The organism is Janthinobacterium sp. GW821-FHT03C08, assembly GCF_059420905.1.
Genome location: NZ_JBWKUP010000017.1, coordinates 60,511 through 80,235 on the forward strand (window position 1 = coordinate 60,511; position 19,725 = coordinate 80,235).

At 63.8% G+C, this 19,725-nt stretch carries 16 protein-coding genes and 4 tRNA genes; 12 read left to right on the forward strand and 8 right to left on the reverse strand.

Going from position 1 to position 19,725, the window contains the following annotated elements; genetic code table 11:
• Position 1: 1 nt before the first annotated feature.
• Positions 2-2,560 carry a ribonuclease R gene (rnr, locus tag AC07VL_RS22605; protein WP_494807843.1) on the reverse strand — a complete coding sequence of 853 codons (2,559 nt, stop codon included), beginning with the start codon at positions 2,558-2,560 and terminating at the stop codon, positions 2-4.
• A 412-nt stretch (positions 2,561-2,972) separates the two neighbouring features.
• Here rnr and AC07VL_RS22610 point away from each other — a divergent pair.
• The 5 genes from AC07VL_RS22610 to AC07VL_RS22630 all read left to right on the forward strand — a co-directional run bounded on the left by AC07VL_RS22610 (position 2,973) and on the right by AC07VL_RS22630 (position 4,873).
• Positions 2,973-3,057 (forward strand) — tRNA-Leu (locus AC07VL_RS22610).
• A gap of 179 nt (positions 3,058-3,236) precedes the next feature.
• Positions 3,237-4,310 (forward strand): NF038122 family metalloprotease, encoded by a 1,074-nt coding sequence (locus AC07VL_RS22615; protein ID WP_494807844.1) that lies wholly within the window; start codon positions 3,237-3,239, stop codon positions 4,308-4,310.
• A gap of 157 nt (positions 4,311-4,467) precedes the next feature.
• Positions 4,468-4,552: transfer RNA gene (locus AC07VL_RS22620), tRNA-Leu, on the forward strand.
• Between the two features lie 73 nt (positions 4,553-4,625).
• A tRNA-Leu gene (locus AC07VL_RS22625) sits at positions 4,626-4,710 on the forward strand.
• A 78-nt stretch (positions 4,711-4,788) separates the two neighbouring features.
• Positions 4,789-4,873: transfer RNA gene (locus AC07VL_RS22630), tRNA-Leu, on the forward strand.
• Positions 4,874-4,991: 118 nt separating this feature from the next.
• Here the strand turns inward: AC07VL_RS22630 and AC07VL_RS22635 are convergent.
• Positions 4,992-5,843 (reverse strand): SDR family oxidoreductase, encoded by an 852-nt coding sequence (locus tag AC07VL_RS22635; protein ID WP_494807845.1) that lies wholly within the window; start codon positions 5,841-5,843, stop codon positions 4,992-4,994.
• Between the two features lie 147 nt (positions 5,844-5,990).
• Between AC07VL_RS22635 and AC07VL_RS22640 the strand changes: the two genes are divergently transcribed.
• From AC07VL_RS22640 to phaP, 4 genes are all read left to right on the forward strand, one after another.
• Positions 5,991-6,419, forward strand: coding sequence for a winged helix-turn-helix transcriptional regulator (locus AC07VL_RS22640; protein WP_494807846.1), 429 nt, complete (start codon positions 5,991-5,993; stop codon positions 6,417-6,419).
• 102 nt (positions 6,420-6,521) lie between these two features.
• Positions 6,522-8,753, forward strand: coding sequence for an ATP-binding protein (locus AC07VL_RS22645; RefSeq protein ID WP_494807847.1), 2,232 nt, complete (start codon positions 6,522-6,524; stop codon positions 8,751-8,753).
• Between the two features lie 49 nt (positions 8,754-8,802).
• Positions 8,803-8,997 (forward strand): hypothetical protein, encoded by a 195-nt coding sequence (locus AC07VL_RS22650; protein ID WP_290604601.1) that lies wholly within the window; start codon positions 8,803-8,805, stop codon positions 8,995-8,997.
• 108 nt (positions 8,998-9,105) lie between these two features.
• Entirely contained in the window at positions 9,106-9,717 is a 612-nt protein-coding gene (phaP, locus tag AC07VL_RS22655) for a TIGR01841 family phasin (protein ID WP_494807848.1), read from the forward strand.
• A 64-nt stretch (positions 9,718-9,781) separates the two neighbouring features.
• Here phaP and AC07VL_RS22660 read toward each other — a convergent pair whose 3' ends face one another.
• The gene (locus AC07VL_RS22660; protein ID WP_494807849.1) at positions 9,782-10,411 is read right to left on the reverse strand and encodes a helix-turn-helix transcriptional regulator; all 630 of its coding nucleotides are present in this window, start codon (positions 10,409-10,411) and stop codon (positions 9,782-9,784) included.
• Positions 10,408-11,625: an MFS transporter gene (locus AC07VL_RS22665; RefSeq protein WP_494807850.1), complete on the reverse strand. Its 1,218-nt coding sequence runs from the start codon at positions 11,623-11,625 to the stop codon at positions 10,408-10,410. Before AC07VL_RS22665 ends, AC07VL_RS22660 begins: the two co-directional genes overlap by 4 nt.
• Positions 11,626-11,771: 146 nt before the next feature.
• On the opposite strand from AC07VL_RS22665, the gene AC07VL_RS22670 reads away from it, so the two are divergent.
• From AC07VL_RS22670 to AC07VL_RS22680, 3 genes are all read left to right on the forward strand, one after another.
• On the forward strand, positions 11,772-12,476 hold the full coding sequence (locus AC07VL_RS22670; RefSeq protein ID WP_494807851.1) for an SMI1/KNR4 family protein: 705 nt from the start codon (positions 11,772-11,774) through the stop codon (positions 12,474-12,476).
• A gap of 95 nt (positions 12,477-12,571) precedes the next feature.
• Positions 12,572-14,221: a VRR-NUC domain-containing protein gene (locus AC07VL_RS22675; protein ID WP_494807852.1), complete on the forward strand. Its 1,650-nt coding sequence runs from the start codon at positions 12,572-12,574 to the stop codon at positions 14,219-14,221.
• Positions 14,218-16,473 (forward strand): ATP-dependent DNA helicase, encoded by a 2,256-nt coding sequence (locus tag AC07VL_RS22680; RefSeq protein WP_494807853.1) that lies wholly within the window; start codon positions 14,218-14,220, stop codon positions 16,471-16,473. The genes AC07VL_RS22675 and AC07VL_RS22680 overlap by 4 nt, the downstream gene beginning before the upstream one ends.
• Here the strand turns inward: AC07VL_RS22680 and AC07VL_RS22685 are convergent.
• The 4 genes from AC07VL_RS22685 to AC07VL_RS22700 are packed head-to-tail and all read right to left on the reverse strand — an operon-like array spanning position 16,459 to position 19,674.
• Complete coding sequence (locus AC07VL_RS22685; protein WP_494807883.1) at positions 16,459-17,196, reverse strand: LytR/AlgR family response regulator transcription factor; 738 nt, start codon at positions 17,194-17,196, stop codon at positions 16,459-16,461. The two genes, AC07VL_RS22680 and AC07VL_RS22685, sit on opposite strands and share 15 nt — an antisense overlap.
• A gap of 11 nt (positions 17,197-17,207) precedes the next feature.
• Positions 17,208-18,284, reverse strand: coding sequence for a sensor histidine kinase (locus AC07VL_RS22690; protein WP_494807854.1), 1,077 nt, complete (start codon positions 18,282-18,284; stop codon positions 17,208-17,210).
• Between the two features lie 6 nt (positions 18,285-18,290).
• Positions 18,291-19,100, reverse strand: a complete 810-nt coding sequence (locus tag AC07VL_RS22695; protein WP_494807855.1) for a LiaI-LiaF-like domain-containing protein — start codon at positions 19,098-19,100, stop codon at positions 18,291-18,293.
• Positions 19,090-19,674, reverse strand: coding sequence for a LiaF transmembrane domain-containing protein (locus tag AC07VL_RS22700; protein ID WP_494807856.1), 585 nt, complete (start codon positions 19,672-19,674; stop codon positions 19,090-19,092). Before AC07VL_RS22700 ends, AC07VL_RS22695 begins: the two co-directional genes overlap by 11 nt.
• Positions 19,675-19,725 lie beyond the last annotated feature (51 nt).

A 19,725-nucleotide genomic window follows, 5' to 3' on the forward strand; every position in this document is an offset into this window, starting at 1 on the left:
TTTATCGTTTCTTCTTGCTTGTTTTTGATGCAGATACAGTTTTTGCTGCTCGTGGTGCCGCCGCAGCGGGCGCCGCGGCTGGTTTCTTGCTGCGCTTCGGCTCGGCTGCCTTGGGAGCTGCCGCCTTCGGCGCTGCCTTGGCTTGCGCCTTGGCGGCAGGTTTGGCGCCATTGGCACGGCCGCCGGAACCATTGCCGGACTTGCCGCCGTTGTTGACGCTGGCCTTGATCTCGTGGCGCTGCTCGGTCGCGGGACCGGGCTTGACCATGGATTTCTTTTCGCCCTTGCGCTTGCCGCCGCCGTTCGGCTTGGCCGGCTCATCTTCGCCCGCCAGTTCCGCGTCGGTGACCAGACGCAGGTCGATCTTGCGCGTTTCCAGGTCGACACGTGCCACTTGCACCGTCAGGCGGTCCGTCAGCTGATAACGCTTGCCCGTGCGTTCGCCGCGCAGCTCATGGCGCGCATCGTCGTACTGGAAGTAATCGGTGCCCAGCTCGGTGACGTGCACCAGGCCTTCGACGAACAGGGTGTCCAGTTGCACGAAGACGCCGAACGTCGTCACGCCCGTGATGGTGCCCGTGAACTCTTCGCCCAATTTATCCTGCATGAAGTAGCACTTGAGCCACGCTTCCACGTCGCGCGACGCTTCGTCGGCGCGGCGCTCGTTGGCCGAGCAATGCACGCCCAGCGCGTCCCAGATGGTCAAATCGGTCTTCTTCGGCTTGCCGTCCGCCTTGTCCTTGGCCTGCTGCTTGCGCGTGGCGTTCGACACGTTGGTGTTCAGCACGACTTTATCGGACAGCTTCGGCTCGTATTTCTTGCCTTGCAGAATGGCCTTGATGGCGCGGTGCGTCAGCAGGTCGGGATAGCGGCGGATCGGGCTGGTGAAGTGGGCATACGCCTCGTACGCCAGGCCGAAGTGGCCGATATTGTCCGGGCTGTAGACGGCTTGCTGCATCGAGCGCAGCAGCATCGTCTGCAGCAGGGCCGCGTCGGGACGCTGCTTGATCTGCTGCATCAGGGTCTGGTAATCGGAGGCCGACGGCGTATCGCCGCCCGTCAGGTTCAGGCCCACCTGTTTCAGGAAGGTACGCACTTGCGTGAGCTTTTCCTTGGTCGGGCTGGCGTGGATGCGGTAGGTGCCCGGGTGCTTGTTACGCAGCAACAAGTCGGCCGCGCAGACGTTGGCCGCCAGCATGCACTCTTCGATGATCTTGTGCGCGTCGTTGCGCGTGCGGGGGATGATCTTTTCGATCTTGCCGACGCTATTGCAGACGATATACGTTTCCGTCGTCTCGAAATCGATGGCGCCCCGCTCCGTGCGTGCTTTCAGCAAGGCGCGGTAGACGGCTTCCAGGTTCTGCAGGTGCGGCAGGATGTCCGCGCGGCGTGCCGCCTCGGGTCCCTTGGTGTTGCCCAGCACGGCAGCGACTTCGTCATAGGTCAGGCGCGCGGCCGAATGGATCACGGCCGGATAGAACTGGTAAGCCTTCAGCTCGCCCTTGTCGCTGACGACGGCGTCGCACACGAGGGTCAGGCGGTCGACGGCCGGATTGAGCGAGCACAGGCCATTCGACAGCTTTTCCGGCAGCATAGGGATCACGCGGCGCGGGAAGTACACGGACGTGCTGCGTTCGAGCGCGTCGATATCGAGCGCGTCGTTCGGCTTCACGTAATGGCTGACGTCGGCAATCGCCACGATCAGGCGGAAGCAGTTGGCGCGGCCCACCTTGACGGGTTCGCAATACACGGCATCGTCGAAATCGCGCGCATCCTCGCCGTCGATGGTAACGAGCGGCACGTCGCGCAGGTCGACACGGTCCTTCAGGTCGGCGGCGCGCACTTCGAAGGGCAGCTTTTCCGCCTGCTTCAGGGCGGCAGCGGAAAAGACGTGCGGCACGTTGAATTTACGTACAGCAATCTCGATTTCCATGCCGGGGTCGTCCAGGGCGCCCAGCACTTCGACGATCTTGCCGACGGGCTGCTTGAAGCGCATGGGCTGTTCCGTCAGCTCGACGCTGACGATCTGCCCGGCCTTCGCCTTGCCCACGGAACCGGTGACAAGGATATCCTGGCCGATGCGCTGGTCTTCCGGCGCCACCACCCAGTTGCCGTTTTCCTGGATCAGGCGGCCAATGACGTGGGTGTTGGCGCGCTGCGTGACTTCGACGATCGTGCCTTCCGGGCGGCCGCGGCGGTCGGTGCCGACGATGCGGGCCATGACCTTGTCACCATGCAGTACTTTCTGCATTTCTTTCTCAGGCAGGAACAGGTCGGCGCTGGCGTCGTCGGGAATGACGAAGCCGAATCCATCGCGGTGGCTGGTGACGCGGCCGGCGACGAGCGCGCTCTGGTCGGCCAGCGAGAAGACGCCGCCGGCATCAGACTTGAGCTGGCCGTCGCGCTCCATCGCCTTCAGGCGACGGACCAGGACATCCATGGAATCGGCATGCACTTGCAGCGTTTTCCCGAGAGTCTGCGGATCGAGAGGCGCGTTGACGCTGCGGAATATGCCGAGAATGTCCTCCCGGCTGGGGATGGTGTGGGTATTTTGGCTCAAAAGTATTTCTATAGTTGTTATTGACAGTGATCAAACGGAGAACAAAGACCGATGACATCACCGTCAATATTGACACGGTGATGTCCGGTAGTGTACCGGACGACGCCTTGGTTTGCCTAACGGACAGCGTGTCGGAAACAGTACAAGACGCCCGCCGATGAAAAAAAGGAGAAAAGCTGCGCAATGCATTTGACTTCGGCAAATATTGCTCTATAATCTCGGTCTCTTGCAGCGACAAACCTTCACGGGAATGCAGTTGCAGGAAAGCGGTACAGGGTTGATGTGCAGTATGGAGCGAAAGCTCATCTGGCGCAAAACTCTTCAAGTCGCTATAATAGCAGAATTGTTGCAGTGAGTTGTTTTGCAACAAATACTCGAGCAGTAAAATGTAGTAAGTCACAGCAGCATCAGTGCCCACGTGGCGGAATTGGTAGACGCGCATGGTTCAGGTCCATGTGCCTTCGGGTGTAGGGGTTCGAGTCCCTTCGTGGGCACCATACCTAATTCGCTAAAAAGCCGCAAACTTTCACGAGTTTGCGGCTTTTTTCATTGTCGACGCCAATCATCCTGTCGGCATTCTTGACAGTTGCCAGCCTCGCAAGCGCCAAGTCCCTGATTTTAAAGCCGAGCACGCTTCTTGCCTGAAGGATGGCATCGCCATTTCCGGAGCGCTGCCATGAAAAGCCTCGTCGCCGTCCTCGCCCTGATCCTGCCTGCCGGCACCATCGCCTCACCCCTGTTCCATCTGCAATACGTGCCCGGTACCTCGCTGCAGGCGCAACTGGGATTCCAGGCGGCGGCCGCGCGCTGGTCGCGCGTGCTGACAGACAATGTCACCATCGACCTGACGGTGGGCTTCAATTCGCTGGGAGGCAATATCCTGGGACAGACGGGCTCGTCGGAAGCGTTTTACCGCTACAGCGACTTTCGCAGCGCCCTCGCCGCCGACGCCACTTCCGCCATCGACCAGCAGGCACTGGCGCACCTGCCCACGGGCGACAGCTTCGGCATGCTGATCAACCGCACAGCCAACAATCCCAACGGCCCCGGCAGCGCCCTGCCCTATGTCGACAGTAATGGCGACGCCAACAATCGCCTCTTATCATTGAGCAACGCAGAAGCCAAGGCCGTCGGCCTGGCGCCGCCGCCGCAATCACTGGACGGCTGCATCGGCAATTGCGACGGCTTCATCCAGTTCAACAGCGATTTCAACTTCGATTTCGATCCCGGCGACGGCATCGGCGCCAACAGCATCGACTTCATCGGCGTGGCCATGCATGAAATCGGGCACGCGCTGGGCTTTCTCAGCGGCGTGGACATCCTCGACTTCAATTCGCCGCCGTTGGGCGGGCCATACGACGACACGGAATTTACCTACGTCTCGGGACTGGACCTGTTCCGCCACTCCGCCGAGAGCGCCGCAGCCGGGGTGATCGACTGGACCGCCGACAAGCGCGACAAATATTTTTCGCTCGACCGCGGCGCCACGCGCGGGCCCCTGTTCGCCAACGGCGTCTACCACGGCGACGGCGACCAGGCCAGCCACTGGCGCGACAACCTGCACCTGGGCATCATGGACCCGACGGTGGCGTATGGCGAATTGCTGCGCCTGCGCTGGAACGACGTGATGGCCCTGGACGCCATTGGCTGGGATATCGCCCCGAACGCCATCCCGGCGCCGGGCACCGCATGGCTGCTATGCCTGGCGCTGATGCTGCTGGCATTGCAGCAACGACGCCAAATACGCTGAAAAAACAGGCAGTTTTCATAGGGAAAAGCCATTTTCGGAAGAAAAACCATGTTTCTTGAAGAAAAGTGCAAAATGTTGATTGACCGAATGCGCGCCAGCCCTTATGATTTTGTCCTCGCTGCAGAACATGCAGCGACAAGCAGCAAGCAGTAACAATGCCCACGTGGCGGAATTGGTAGACGCGCATGGTTCAGGTCCATGTGCCTTCGGGTGTAGGGGTTCGAGTCCCTTCGTGGGCACCACCAGCAGCGAGTTGTTCATCGTTGTGGTCCGCAGTAAAAAGTAGTAAGGTAGCAAAGTAGTCAGCAGCATAATGCCCACGTGGCGGAATTGGTAGACGCGCATGGTTCAGGTCCATGTGCCTTCGGGTGTAGGGGTTCGAGTCCCTTCGTGGGCACCACCAGCAACGAGTCGTTTTCGTTGTGATCCGCAGTACAGTAGTAAGACATCGCAGTAAGCAGCAACAAGCAGCATCAGTGCCCACGTGGCGGAATTGGTAGACGCGCATGGTTCAGGTCCATGTGCCTTCGGGTGTAGGGGTTCGAGTCCCTTCGTGGGCACCATTACCTAATTCGCAAAAAAGCCGCAAACTTTCACGAGTTTGCGGCTTTTTTCATTTCTGCATGTCTTCCACGGCAGATGCCGCGCGGTTTTCCCGCCTGCGGCACCCTTTCCTCTTGCTTACTTGCCCAGCGCCGCCTTGACGGCGTCGGCCAGGGTCGTCGTCGGACGGCCAATCAGCGCGCTCAATTGCTTGCCATGGTCTTCCAGGCCGCCCTTGGCCGCGCCCGCATCGGAATCGGCCAGCAGGTCGGCAAAGCCTTCCGGCACGCCCACGCTCACCAGCGCCGCCTTGAAGTCCGCCTGCGGCAGATTCTTGTAGACGATCGCCTTGCCCGACTGGCGCGCCACTTCGGCCGCATATTCCGTCAGGGTAAAGCCGTGGTCGCCGGCCAGTTCATAGATGGCTTGCGGCTGGGCCGCCGTCAGCACGGCAGCGGCCGCCGCCGCGTAGTCGGCGCGCGCGGCCGACGAGAAACGCCCGTCTTGCGCCGCGCCCAGCACGACGCCATGCTCAAGCACGGGTGCCAGGTGTTCCGTATGGTTTTCCAGATACCAGCCGTTGCGCAGGAATGTGTATGGCAGGCCCGAGGCGCGGATGGCCGCTTCCGTGACCACATGCTCGGCGGCCAGGCCCAGCGGCGAGGTATCGGCACGCAAGACACTGGTATAGGCCAGCAGGGACACGCCGGCGCGCCTGGCCGCGTCGATGACATTCTGGTGCTGCTGCGCGCGCTGGCCCACTTCGCTCGACGAGATCAGCAGGATCTTCGTTGCCCCCTTGAAGGCACTGTCGAGACTGGCGCCATCGTTGTAATCGGCCTGGCGCACTTGCACGCCCTTGGCGGCCAGGTCGGCGGCCTTGGCGGGAGTGCGCACGGCGGCGATGATGTTGGCTGCGGGAACGGATTGGAGCAGGCTGGCAATGACGTGATGACCCAGGTTGCCTGCGGCGCCGGTGATGACGATCATGATTTCTCCTTGGAAGGTGAGTGGTAAAACCCTATAATAAAAGTATTACTAACTTATTGTAAGTACGTACCTTTTGGTAAGTATAGGATTTCTTTTTTGCCACGAACTAGCCGCGCCTGACGGCGTCAACCAGACGGACACCCTATCATGGATATAGACACTCCCGGCGCCAGTCTGCGCGCCGCCCTTGCCCGGCAAAACCAGGCGGCCCACCTGCTGGCGGCCGCCTGCCCCTCGCGCGCCGTGCTCAGCCACCTCACCAGCCGCTGGGCCGTCCTGGTGCTCGTGTTGCTGCTGAGCGGCACGCGCCGCTTCAGCGAACTGCGCCGCGAAGTGGGCGGCGTCAGCGAAAAGATGCTGGCGCAAACCCTGGAAGCACTGGCGGGCGACGGCTTCGTGCTGCGCCAGGCCTACATGGTGATCCCGCCGAAGGTGGAATACAGCCTGACGCCGCTGGGGCGCGAGGCGGCCGAGCGGCTGGCCGCGCTGGTCGACTGGATCGAGGACAACTACCCGCGCATCGAGCAGGCGCGCGCCGACCTGGCGGCCGCGCCCGCGGCAAAAAACGCCGCGTGAACGCGACCCGTCTGCATTGCTTTTCGTCATCAAGAATTATCGTTTACTCCTACTTGCCTTGATGTAATACTAGTCCCATGAACCGCGTAAGGGCGCGACACCATGAATCAGTTGATTTCCTCCATCACCGACCGGGCCAATGTGCTGCTGGTCAGCAATTCGCCGAACGATGTGCGCGAACTGCTGTATGTGCTGGACCGCCACAACCTGGGCACGGGCCTGGCGGGCGACGTCGATGCAGGCGTGGAACTGGCCGCGGGCGGCACGGACCTGATCCTGCTCGATGCGGCCCTGGCGGGCACGAATATCGGCGCGGCCTGCATGCGCCTGCGCAATGCGGGCGGGCGCCACGGCGTGCCGCTGCTGCTGATGTCGGCCACGCCCAGCGCCGAGGAACAGGGCCGCAGCGTGGGCGCTGGCGCTTCCGACTACATCAAGATGCCCTTCAATGCGCGCGACGTGGCGGAAAAGATCCTCATGGAACTGGCGCTGCACAAGGCCGACGCGCCCATGCCCCGCCCCGCCACGCCGCCGCGTCCCCTGCACCCGCAGACGCTGGAAGTCAATTACCACTCCATCCTGGCCGGCTCGCCCGATGCCGTCCTGCTGTTCGACATCGACAACAAGCTGCTGATCGACGCCAACCACCTGGCCGAGGAGCTGTTCGGCATGCCGCTGGCCGAACTGCTGCAGGGCGGCATGGAACCGCTGTTTCCCCGCACGCAGGAAGATGGCCGCGCCTCGCCGCAGTTGCTGGAAGAAAAGATACGCGCCACCCTGCAAGGCAAGATCGTCGTCTTCCGCGCCAGCTGCTGCCACCGCGACGGCCATGCGATCGCCTGCGAAATCCGCCTGATGCGCTTGTCCGTGCCGGGCCGCCAGCTGGTGCATGCGCGCGTCATCGATTTGACGGAGCGCAACCTGGCCGAAGCGATGCGCTCGGGCCAGAGCGCCCTGCTGGAAATGGTGGCCAAGGGCGCGCCCCTGGTTCCCACCCTGAACCAGCTGCTGCTGCTGATCGAAGGCCAGTCGCGCGGCGTGTACTGCTCCATCATGCTGCTCGACGACGACGGCATCCACATGCACAGCGCGGCCGGCCCCAGCCTGCCGCCCGAATACATGGCCCTGCTCGAAGGCGTGGCCATCGGCCCCGGCGTGGGTTCCTGCGGCACGGCCATGTTCCGCCGCGAACCCGTGGTGGTCAGCGACATCATGCGCGACCCGCTGTGGGCGCCCTACCGCGAGCTGGCCGCGCCGTTCGGCTTGCGCGCCTGCTGGTCGCGCCCCATCTTCGGCCAGGATGGCGCCGTGCTGGGATCGTTCGCCATGTATTACCGCGACGTGCGCAGCCCCGATGCGCACGACCTGGGCCTGATCGACACGGCGACCGACCTGGCCGGCATCGCCATCGGCCGCATGCGCCACGAACGGGAACTGCAGCGCCACCGCACCCACCTGGAAGAACTGGTGGCCGAACGCACGGCGGCCTTGACGCAGGCCAAGGAACAGTCGGAACAGGCCAACCGCGAACTGGCAGCCGCGCTGGAAAACCTGTCCATCACGCAGGGCGAACTGGTGCGCCGCGACAAGCTGGCCGCGCTGGGCGCCCTCGTGGCCGGCATCGCGCACGAACTCAATACGCCCATCGGCAACGGCCTGGTCGTCGCCACCACCATGGCCGAGCGCACGCGCGAGATCCAGGCCAGCTTCCACGACGGCCTGCGCCGCTCCGAGCTGGAAAGCTACCTGGCGCAGGCCGGCGAGGCGGACGCCATCATGCTGCGCAACCTGCAGCGCGCGGCCGACCTGGTCTCCAGCTTCAAGCAGATCGCCGTCGACCGCGCCAGCTCGCAGCGGCGCCACTTCCTGCTGCGCCAGTTCATTGCCGAACTGATGCTGCCCCTGTCCACGCAGCTGAAAGCGGCCGGCCTGAGCCTGGCGCAAGACGTGCCGGAAGGCCTGGCCATGGACAGCTATCCCGGCCCCCTGGGCCAGGTACTGAGCAACCTGCTGGAAAACTGCCTGCGCCACGCCTTCGAGGGCCGCAGCGGCGGCAGCATCAGCATCACGGCGCGCGGCAGCGAGGATGGACAAGACGTCATCCTCGCCATCGCCGACACGGGCGTGGGCATCCCCGCCGACGACCTCACGCACATCTACGACCCCTTCTTCACGACGAAACTCGGTTCCGGCGGCTCCGGCCTGGGCCTGCATGTGGCGCACAACATCGTCACGGGCGTGCTGGGCGGCCATATCGATGCCAGCAGCAGCCCCGCCGGCACCACCTTCACCCTGCTGCTGCCCGCCGCGGCGCCCCAGGCGGGTGCCATCTGACTGGCAGGCGCGCTACAATGCTGCCAACGTTCTCTGATGGAGCAGTGCCATGAAATACATCCTTGCCACGATCCTGCTGGCCATGTGCGCCGGCGCAATGGCCGGCCCGGCCCCCTGGTACAAATGGCGCAGCAAGGTCGACGGCACCCTGTCGTGCGCCCAGTCCACCCTGGGATTTGGCTGGGAACTGGCCTCAGGACCGTACAAAGATAGCCGTTGCGAAAAACCGGCGCTTGTTAAATAATGGGGTCATGACAACACGGGAAAACCGGCTTGAACACAAGCGATGGCAATGCGGCGTCGAAAGAGTATGGAACGATAAGAACGTATCTATTCAAACCGAGGAGACCACATGTTTACGAATCCAGAACAATTCGCATCGGCCACCAAGGCCCTGTTTGAATTCCAGCTGATGACCTTCAACACGCTCACCACCAAGGCCGTGCAAGGCGTGGAACAGGTGCTGGCACTGAACATGGCCACCGCCAAGTCCGGCATCGAGGATGGCCTTGCCGCCGGCAAGGAAATCAGCCAGGCCAAGGACCCGAAGGCCGCCATGGCCGCCGCAGCCGCCCAGCTGCAACCGGGCGTGGCCGGCGCGAAGGCGTATAAACAGCAGCTCGACGACATCATCAAGGAAATCCACACGGAATTCACCACGGCCGCCGAAGCCCACGTGGCCGAAGCGAAAAGCAACCTGAGCGCCCTGATCTACGACGTCACGAAAAACGTGCCGCCCGGCTCGGAAAACGCCGTGGCCATCGTCAAGGCCGCCATCGACAACGCCTTCCTCGGCTACGAGCAAGTCACCAAGGCCACGAAACAGGCCGTGAAAACCGTGGAAGAACAGATCGCCAAGGCCAGCGCACAAGTGGCGCAAGCCACGGAAAAGGCGACGAGCGGCGCCAGCGCCACGGCTGACAAGGCGGCGCCTGCGGCCAAGCCGAAAGCGGCTAAAAAGTAACACGCCCCAAGAGCAGGTCCCGGGGGCGTACCCTGCAAGGTACGCCCCCGGCCTTTGCCGGGATTCACCCCACCGGCACGATCCGGTACACGCAGCGCCGCCCCCCCTCCAGCAGATACTCGCTGCGCGCCACCGTGCAATCATCCCCCAACACCCGCTGGAAGATGGCCAGCTCGGAGCGGCAGAAATTCTGGCATGCCGTGGCTGCCGCACAGATGGGGCAATGGTTTTCCACCAGCAGCACGCTGCCATCGTCCTGCGGCTCGGCATGGGCCATGTAGCCCTCGCCGTCGCGCGCGCGCGCCAGGCTGTCCACTCTTTGCGCCAGATCAAGCCGCAGATCGACCAGCTTGCCATACGCCAGCTCGCTGCTGCGCTCGCGCGCGCCGATCAGTTTGTCGAGGCCCGCGTCGCCGAACAGGGCTTGCACTTGCGCGATCAATTCCACGGTCAGGTCGGCATGGCGGTCGGGAAAGCGCGCATGCCCTGCCGCAGTCAGCTGCCAGCGGCGCGACGGGCGCCCCACCTTGTCGGCCATATCCTCGTGCGCCACCAGGCCCTTGTCCTGCGCCGCTTCCAGCTGGCGCCGCGCGCCCATGGAGGTGATGTCGAGCAAGGCGGCCAGCTGCTGCGCCGTCTGCGGCCCCCGCATCTTCAGCAGGAACAGGGTGTGTTCGGACGTGCCCGTGCTCATGCCACCGCCTCGGCGTCGACGGCACCGTCGAGCTGGCGGCGCCACGCCGCCATGCGCCACGCGGCCCAGGCGGCGCAGCCAGCGCCGGCGACGAGGATCAGCCGCGTGTCGATCAGGGTCAGCACGGAGCCGCTGAGTGCCACGACGATATTGGCGATGCAAAAGGTGGTGGCCAGCAAGCCCATCACGGCGCCCTGCCCGTGCGCGCTGAAGCGCTCGGCGCACCAGCCCTGTATCACCGTGTTGTACAGCGCGTTCGGAATGCCGAACAGCACGATGGCGGCGATGCCCACCCAGATATTACCCAGCGCCAGAATGCCGACGGCCAGCGCCACGCCGCAGGCATACCAGCTGGCCCGCAGCAAGGGCGCGTGACGACTGGGGCCGCCCGCCAGCAGGGACGTGATCGTCATCGTGCCGCACAGGCCCACATTCACCCAGGCAATTTCCTGCGCATGGTAATTGGCCGTCTCGACCAGCCACAGCGGATAGAATTCGTAGAAACTGGCCACGCCGCAGGTGAGCGCCAGCTGCACGATGAACAAGGTGCGCAGCTCCGCGTGGCGCAGCAAATTGAGCGAATGGCGGTCGCGCGCCACTTGCCACCACGACGTCGTCAATAGCGAGGGCGTTTCGCGCGGCAAGCCCACGGCCACCAGCACGGCGACGAGCATCAGCGCGGCGGCGGCGATCCAGAACGGCACCGTCACGCCCCAATGCAAAGTGGCGCCCGCCAGGATGGGCCCCACCAGCCAGCCCAGGTAAAACGCGCCGTTCAGCCACGACATGGCGCGCAGGCGCAGCGGCCCCTGCAATTGGTCGGCCAGCATGGCGCGCGCCACGGCGCCGTTGCCCTCCAGCAAACCCGTGATGAAGCGGGCGACGATGAACAAGGGATAGGACTGGATCACCAGCGCCCAGGCCGTGATGGCATGGCCGATGGCGGCGCCCACGGCCGTGCGCATCAGCAGGGGACGGCGGCCATAGCGGTCCGACAGGGGGCCCAGCAGGGCCGAGCCGATCAGCAAGCCCAGCGGGTTGATGGTCAGCGCCAGGCCAAACAGCAATTTCGACGGCAAGCCGAGGAAATTGTTGAAGGCATTCGGCGCCTCGGCCGCGAACAGCGGAGGCAGGATCGGGTATGGCAGGGAGGCGCCGATGGTCGACAGCAGCGCCAGCAGGCAGGCGGCGGAAATCAAGAGAATATTTTTCATGCAGCCTCGGCGTAGGTGATCCGGCAAGAATACGTGGCCATGCCAAATAAGTAAACGGATATGTTTATTAATTACCCCCTCCTTGCCGCCGTGCGCGCCACCGCCTCGGCTATCATGGCGCCATGATTCACGTTTCCAGGGCAAACATGACACTGACAGAGATCGAACAGCGGCACGGCTACACCTTCCCTTCCCTGTATCGCCAGCTGGACCGCGACGGCATGCTCGCGGTCGGCGAATACGGCCCCGACTGGTACGAGCGCGTATATCCCGCCTTGAAGGACACTCCCACCCTGCTGCTGCACGCCGACGATTTTGAGTTGCTGAGCGTCAAGGCCGTTGCGGCAGCCATGGAAGAACTGGCCGATCCCGACGACTACCGGCACATCGATCCCGCCTTCCGCTTCATCCCGTTCGCGCAGACGGGCGCGGGCGACCACTACTGTTTTTTCGCTTCAGGCCAGCAGGATGGCGACATGCCCGTCGTGCTGCTGTGGCATGACCAGAATGAAGCCCAGTACCTGGCGAAGAACCTGCAGGACTTCCTGTTCCACATGTTATTAAACAGCATGGCGGACCAGGATACCTACAACGAAGTCAGCGACGAGGAATTCAGGGAGCAACTGGCCAGCATGCTGGGCACGCATGCGCGCTACCTGACGGTGCCCCAAGCCGACGTGCTGCGAACCTTGCTGGCCAGGGACATCGTCGATTACGAGGTGGTGTTGCCGAAAGGACGCAGGCAAGCGCACCGGGGCTTGCTGACCGATATCGAAGTGGCCCGCCTGCGCGAGGAACTGATTCCCTACGAAAAGTTCGACAGCGATTTTGCCTACGGCACGGCTGGCTGAACATGAAATCGCTGGGCAAGCGGCGGCTGAAGGTTTAAACTGTATATAAACACAGTAAAATACTTTACCTTGCCACTTGCCCTGTTGCCATCCCCATGCTGAGAGTCCTGGAAAATCCCCTGTACTATCTGGACAATTTCCAGGATGTGCTGAACTGGATAGCCGCGCGTTACGCCGACCTGCTGAGTATTGAGGAAACACAATTCATTGCCGACTTCGGCGCCCTGCCGCAGCCGTCGCGCGCCCTGTTCGTGCGCCTCGTCATGCGCAAGGGCTGCCTGTTTCGCGCCAGCAAGCTCAATTACCCGGAAATCGGCGACACGCGCGCGGCCGCCCTGCCCCTGCTGGCGACGGGCTGGGTGGAGGCCGATCCCGCCATTTCGCTGGCCGAACTGTTCGAGCTGCTGCTGAAAGGGGAAATCGTCCAGGCCTTCGGCCTCGTCGCGCCCCTGAAGGCGGCGCGCAAGACCGAACAGCTGGACGCCTTGCGCGAACTGCATGCGGACGATCAACCGCTGACTGCGTGGTTTCCAGCCTGCACCGACGTGCTGTACCGCATCGGCTTGCAGCCCCTGTGCGACCGCCTGCGCCTGATTTACTTTGGCAATTATCACCAGGACTGGTCGGAATTCGTGCTGTCCGACCTGGGCGTGTACCAATATGAAAAAGTGGAATTCTCGCCCGAGTCGCGCGGTTTCCGCACGCGCCAGGATATCGAGCACTATGAAGTGCTGCACCAGTGCCGCGAACGCTACAACGACAGTGCGCCGGCGAACGAAGTGCTGCAGGAACTGGCGGCGCTGCCATTACCCCAAGACAATACCTGGCTGGCCAGCCGGCGCGACAAGCTGCGCTTCCAGATTGCCCAGCACCTGGAAAAATGCCAGGACTGGCCCGCCGCCTACCGCGCCTACGCCGATTGCTGCTATCCGGGCGCGCGGGGCCGCGCCATCCGCGTGCTGGAAAAAGATGAACAGCCGCAGGCGGCCTACGAGCGCCTGCTGATCGCCCTGGCCGCGCCGGAAAGCGAGGCGGAGCAACAATTGCTGCTGCGCATGGCGCCCCGCTTGCGGCGCAAGCTGGGGCACGCCAGGCAGGCGGCCAGCGCCCCCGCGCCCGTGGAACGCATCGACCTGCTGCTGCCCCATCCGGGCGCGGCGTGCTACGTGGAAGGCGTGGTGCAGCAACACCTGATGCAGGAAGACTCTCCCGTGTACTACGTGGAAAACACCCTGATCAACTCGCTGTTCGGCCTGCTGTGCTGGCCCGCCATCTTCAAGGCCATGCCGGGCGCCTTCTTCCACCCCTTCCACCGCGGCCCGGCCGACTTGCACAGCGCCGATTTCTACCTGCGCCGCAGCAGCGACTTCGCCGCCTGCCTGGCCCGGCTGGACGACGGCAGCTACCAGGCCAGCATCCGTGCCACCCTGGCCGCCAAGCACGGCATCGTCTCGCCCTTCGTCAGCTGGGAGGTGCTCGATGGCGGCTTGCTGGACCTGGCGCTGGCCTGCATGCCGGCCGTTCATCTGAAGAAGGCGTTCGAGCGCATCTTGCTCGACATCAAGAGCAACCGCAGCGGCTTGCCTGATCTGATCCAGTTCTGGCCGGCCGAACGGCGCTACCGCATGATCGAAGTCAAGGGTCCGGGCGACCGCCTGCAAGACAACCAGCTGCGCTGGATCGCCTATTGCGCCGAACACGCCATGCCCGTCAGCGTGTGCTACCTGCAATGGGAGGGTGCATGAAATACACGATCGCCGTGCGCGCCCTGTGCGAATTCACGGCCAAGGTGGGCGACCTGGACCTGCGGTTCACGCCCTCGCCCACGGCGCAGGAGGGCATGGCGGGCCACGCCACCGTCACTGGCCGGCGCGACGACGATTACCAGCGCGAAATCAGCCTGTGCGGCGACTTCGGGCCTTTGCACGTGCGGGGCCGCGCCGATGGCTACGACCCGGCGCGCCGGCAGCTGGAAGAAATCAAGACCTACCGGGGCGAACTCGACGCCATGCCCGCCAACCACCGCCAGCTGCACTGGGCGCAGGCGCGCATCTACGGCCACTTGCTGTGCCAGCAGCTGAACCTGCCCATGCTGCGCGTGGCGCTCGTGTATTTCGATATCGTGAGCCAGAAGGAAACCGTCATGCACGAGGAATGCACGGCCGAAGCCCTGCGCCTGTTCTTCGAGCAGCATTGCGCCCTGTTCCTCGACTGGGCCGAGCAGGAGCTGGCGCACCGCGCCAGCCGCGATGCGCAGCTCACGGCCATGGCCTTTCCCCATGCCGACTTCCGCCCGGGACAGCGCCAGCTGGCCGAAGCCATGTACAAGGCCAGCAGCCGCGGCTGCGGCTTGCTGGCGCAGGCGCCCACGGGCATCGGCAAGACGGTGGGCAGCCTGTTTCCCATGCTCAAGGCGACGGCCGCGCATGGCCTCGATAAACTGTTTTTCCTCGCCGCCAAGGTGCCGGGCCGGCAAATGGCGCTCGACGCCTGCGCCATCCTCAAGGACAGCGCCCCGCTGCTGCCCCTGCGCGTGCTGGAAATGAGCGCGAAAAACAGCGCCTGCGAGCATCCCGACAAAGCCTGTCACGGCGAATCGTGCCCGCTGGCCAAGGGCTTTTATGACCGCTTGCCGCTGGCGCGCGAGGTGGCGCTGGCCAGCGGTTTGATATTGGACAAGGAAGCCGTGCGCGCCATCGCCTTGCAGCAGGGTATTTGCCCCTACTATCTGGGCATGGAGCTGGCGCGCTGGAGCGACGTCGTCATCGGCGACTACAATTATTATTTCGACCTCAGCGCCATGCTGTACGGCATGACCCTGGCCCACGACTGGAAGGTCAACGTGCTGGTCGACGAGGCGCACAATATGGTGTCGCGCGCGCGCAGCATGTACACGGCCGAACTGGCGCAGATCGACCTGAAAATGCTGCGCAAGTTCGCGCCCGACACCTTGAAAAAGCCGCTGGACCGCCTGGCGCGCCAGTGGACGGCCCTATTGAAGGAGCAGGATGGCGACTACCACGTGCATGCGGTGTTGCCCGAGAAATTCTTTGGCGCCCTGCAAGGCGTGGCGACGGCCATCGGCGACTACATGGCCGAGCACGCGGCCACGCTGGACGAGGACTTGCAGCGCTTTTATTTCGACGTGCTGCTGATTAACCGCCTGGCGGAAAGCTTCGGCGCGCACTCGCTGTTCGACGTCAGCAGGACGGAGACCGGTTCCACCGTCTGCATCCGCAACATCGTCCCGGCGCCGTTTCTCAAGGAACGCTTCGCGGCCAGCCACAGCACGGCCCTGTTTTCCGCCACCCTCAGTCCGTGGAATTACTACAGCGACACCCTGGGCATGCCGGACGACACGGCCTGGGTGGACGTGGAGTCGCCCTTCCAGGCGCAGCAGCTGTCCGTGCGCGTGGCCGACAGCATTTCCACGCGCTACCAGCACCGCGCCGCCTCGCTGCTGCCCATCGCCCAACTGATGGCGAAGCAATACGCGGAAACGCCGGGCAACTACCTGGCCTTCTTCAGCAGCTTCGATTACCTGGAAAAGACGGCCACCCTGTTCGCCCAGCATTACCCGGACGTGCCCATCTGGCAGCAGCCGCGCCGCATGGACGATGCTGCCCGGGCGCAATTTTTGGGCCGCTTCGGCCTGGAGACGCGCGGCATCGGCTTTGCAGTGCTCGGTGGCGCCTTCGGCGAAGGCATCGACTTGCCGGGCGCGCGCCTGATCGGCGCCTTCATCGCCACCCTGGGTTTGCCACAGATCAATCCCGTCAACGAGCAGATCCGCCAGCGCATGGGCGACATCTTCGGCGCCGGCTACGACTACACCTATCTGTATCCGGGCATGCAGAAGGTGGTGCAGGCGGCCGGCAGGGTCATCCGCACCACGTCCGACCAGGGCGTCGTCTACCTGATCGACGACCGTTTTTCCCGGCCGGAAATCCGCCAGCTCTTGCCAACCTGGTGGGATGTGCAGCTAGCCCACCAGTAATCTGAGTTTCTGGTAGCCGGCCTTGCTCACGGGTATCCTCGTATCGTCGCGCAGGATGGCCACGTGGCTGTCTTTCGTCGCCGCCTCGATGCGGCGGATGCCGTCGATATTGAGCAGGTAGGAACGGTGCACGCGCAGGAACTTGGCGGGGTCCAGCTGCGCCGCCAGCTCGCTCAGGCGCTGGCTTTTCAGGTAGGACTTGCCTTCGGAGCGGATGCTGATGTAGTCGTCCTGCGCCTCGATGTAGTCGATGCGCGCGCTGGCGATGACGTGGACTTTCGCGCCGTCGCGTATCAGCACGCGGTCCAGCGGCGCGGCGCGCGTGGCGGCCTCGCGCGCCACCGCCTGCACGGCAGCCGAAGCGTCCGGCGTGCTGCGCTGGGCGCGCGCATGGGCCAGCGCCTGCTCGAAGCGCTGTTCGCTGAACGGTTTCAGCAGATAGTCCAGGGCATGGCATTCGAACGCTTTCAAGGCATACTGGTCGTAGGCCGTGACAAAGATCAGCCGCGTCTTCGCGCCGATCAGCTCGGCCACTTCAAAACCGTCCAGGCGCGGCATCTGGATGTCGAGGAACACCAGTTCCGGTTCCAGTTCCGCGATGGCCTTGACGGCTTCGAAGCCGTTGGCGCACTCGGCCACGATGTCGATATCGTCATGGCCCGCCAGGTATTCGCGCAGCACGCCGCGCGCCAGCAGTTCATCATCGACGATGGCCACCCGCATTCTTTCCTGCATCATGCTTCCTCCGTGTCGCCGGTCTGCGCCGGCATCGATAAGGTCACTTCAAACGTCCCGCCCCGCCGCGCCCAGTGCACGCTGGCCTCGTGGCCATAGGCGCTGGCCAGGCGCTGGCGCACATTGTCCAGTCCTACGCCATTGCCGCGCGATGGCCCTTGATCCGCATCAACCGGGTTGCGCACGGCGATCTGCAGCAAGCTGCCCGCGCGCCGCGCCTCGATGTCGAGTACGCCGCCCTCCGTCAAGCCGCAGATTCCATGCTTGACAGCATTTTCCACCAGCGGCTGTATCAGCATGGGCGGCAGCAAACAGGCCAGCGCGGCATCGTCGATGGCCACGGCGACTTGCAGCCGCTCGCCGAAACGCACCTGTTCGATGGCGAGGAAATGGCGGATCAGCACCAGTTCCTCCTGCAGGGTGATGTGCTTGTGCGCTTCCAGGCTGAGGCTCTGGCGAAAGAAACTGGCCAGCTGCACCGTCATCTGGCGCGCCCCGGCAGCATTGATGGAAGTCAAGGCGCTGATGGAATTGAGACTGTTGAACAGGAAGTGCGGGTCGATCTGCGTGCGCAGCATGCGCAGCTGCGCTTCCTGCGCCATCAGCTGCGCCTCCAGGCCCCGCTGTTCCGCCGTCTTGGCGCGCACGAATTCCAGCAGCAGATAGTGCACGGCGACGGCCAGGCAATACAGCAGCACGCCCAGGCCGAAGAACAGGGCCAGCAGCGGCTGCGTCAGCTGCACGCCCAGCCAGTGCAGGTCCAGCAGCAGGCTGACGCTGTTCGAAAATTGCAGCAGGGTAGCCCACAGCAAGCCCGCGAACAGGGCCGCCACGCCCATCACGCCCGCGATGGCGGCCGGATGGCGGGTGCTCAAAGGGTAGGCGCGGCACAGGTAGAAAGCGGAAAACCCCGTGCCGATGGCATACACGAGCGTGGCGGGCACCACCAGCAAGGCCGCATTGAGCCACGGCGCGCCGGCCACCCTGGCCAGTACAAACGCCAGGGCCAGCCCCAGCATCATGCACACCAGCAAACCCGCCACGGCGCCGCGCCGCTTCGACAATGGCCCGGACATGCGCGCCTAGTTGCGGATTTCCAGGCCGCCCATGATGGCGTAGCCCGTCACGTACAGGCGCTTGTCCTGGTTCGGCGGCACGATGGTCTTTTCCTCGAAGCCGCCGAGGATGGGCGTGCCCTGCAGCACCACGCTCCAGTCGGGTGGAATCTTGATGGTGATGCCGCCGCACATGGCAAACACGTTGAGCACGGCTTCGCCTTCGATGGATGCCTGGCGCAGGTCGATTTCGCAGCCGGCCATGATGACATTGATGTCGCCGCCCTTGAAGCGCTGCGAGGACACGCGCCGCACGTAGCCGCCCAGGATGGCCGTCACTTCGATGATGCTGTCGTCGTCCGCCGCCCCGTCCGTGCCGGACGCCGCCGCGACGGCTTCCTTGTCCAGCGACACGGCGCCATTCCTGGCCTGGCCGAAGGCGTCCGGCTGCGCGCCGCCATCCTGCCGCGCGGCAAAGCGCCGGCGGCGCTGGCGCTGCTGCGCGCCGGGCAGGGACTTCGAGACGACGGCCACGCCCAGGCCGATGATCAGCAGGGGCCACAGCATGTCCCAGTTCATGTAGAAAATGCCCATGTGCTTGAGGGTCCAGACCAGGCCCAGCAGCACCAGCATGCCGCCCAGCAAGTAACCGTTGGCGCTGCGGCTTTGCGACAGTTTCAGCAAGCCAAACACGATCAGCGCCGTGGGCCAGAAGCGGAAGGTATAGCGCACGCTGATGAAGCCCAGGTTATCGAGCAGGAACAGCAGCCCCAGGCCGATGACGATGACGCCCAGCACGATCTGCGATGGCGAGTGCAGCGGCGGTTTATTTTTCATGCTCGGACTCCCGGTAGGCAATAAAATGTTTGTTCAACAGCGGTTCGATCACGAGGCCCACGCCCCAGGCAATCAGCAGGGCCGGCCAGCTATTGTAGAAACTCAAGTTCCACAGTTCTTCATAGGAAACATACCACCATGCGGCGAAAAAGATCAGCCACAGGCCGCTGAGCACCTGCTTGGCGGAGACGGGCGCGAGCAGCTTGTTCAGGCCGAAGAGCGCCATGATCACCGGCCAATAATGCCATAGCGCATAGTAATCGTGGAGGATGATCACATCGAGCCGGTCCAGCAGGATGATGGTGCCGATGGCAATGAGCAGCACGCCCCATAGCAGCTGGGTACGCCGGCAATATGCTTGTTCAGGTTTCACGGGACCCCCTTGTTGTTGGTTGATCGTAAGATACGCGTGATGGGCGCGCAGCGACAGCCTTCTTCGGCGAATGGCGGATACGGCACGGTGGATGGCGAGGCGGGACAAACGGGCGAAAAAAAAGACCGGCTGATGCCGGTCTTGAAGGGGTTGATGCAGTACACGACTTGCGGATCCCATGCGCAACATCGGGCTGCGCATGCAGAGGAAATATGGTGCCGATCCTTGAGGCGACCGGCTGACCTGCTGGAA

Bases quoted from the DNA above. Each gene is read 5' to 3' on its own strand.
- AC07VL_RS22615 (WP_494807844.1), top strand. From the start codon at position 3,237: ATGAAAAGCCTCGTCGCCGTCCTCGCCCTGATCCTGCCTGCCGGCACC.
- AC07VL_RS22635 (WP_494807845.1), bottom strand. From the start codon at position 5,843: ATGATCGTCATCACCGGCGCCGCAGGCAACCTGGGTCATCACGTCATT.
- AC07VL_RS22640 (WP_494807846.1), top strand. From the start codon at position 5,991: ATGGATATAGACACTCCCGGCGCCAGTCTGCGCGCCGCCCTTGCCCGG.
- AC07VL_RS22645 (WP_494807847.1), top strand. From the start codon at position 6,522: ATGAATCAGTTGATTTCCTCCATCACCGACCGGGCCAATGTGCTGCTG.
- AC07VL_RS22650 (WP_290604601.1), top strand. From the start codon at position 8,803: ATGAAATACATCCTTGCCACGATCCTGCTGGCCATGTGCGCCGGCGCA.
- phaP (WP_494807848.1), top strand. From the start codon at position 9,106: ATGTTTACGAATCCAGAACAATTCGCATCGGCCACCAAGGCCCTGTTT.
- AC07VL_RS22660 (WP_494807849.1), bottom strand. From the start codon at position 10,411: ATGAGCACGGGCACGTCCGAACACACCCTGTTCCTGCTGAAGATGCGG.
- AC07VL_RS22665 (WP_494807850.1), bottom strand. From the start codon at position 11,625: ATGAAAAATATTCTCTTGATTTCCGCCGCCTGCCTGCTGGCGCTGCTG.
- AC07VL_RS22670 (WP_494807851.1), top strand. From the start codon at position 11,772: ATGACACTGACAGAGATCGAACAGCGGCACGGCTACACCTTCCCTTCC.
- AC07VL_RS22675 (WP_494807852.1), top strand. From the start codon at position 12,572: ATGCTGAGAGTCCTGGAAAATCCCCTGTACTATCTGGACAATTTCCAG.
- AC07VL_RS22680 (WP_494807853.1), top strand. From the start codon at position 14,218: ATGAAATACACGATCGCCGTGCGCGCCCTGTGCGAATTCACGGCCAAG.
- AC07VL_RS22685 (WP_494807883.1), bottom strand. From the start codon at position 17,196: ATGCGGGTGGCCATCGTCGATGATGAACTGCTGGCGCGCGGCGTGCTG.
- AC07VL_RS22690 (WP_494807854.1), bottom strand. From the start codon at position 18,284: ATGTCCGGGCCATTGTCGAAGCGGCGCGGCGCCGTGGCGGGTTTGCTG.
- AC07VL_RS22695 (WP_494807855.1), bottom strand. From the start codon at position 19,100: ATGAAAAATAAACCGCCGCTGCACTCGCCATCGCAGATCGTGCTGGGC.
- AC07VL_RS22700 (WP_494807856.1), bottom strand. From the start codon at position 19,674: ATGCGCAGCCCGATGTTGCGCATGGGATCCGCAAGTCGTGTACTGCAT.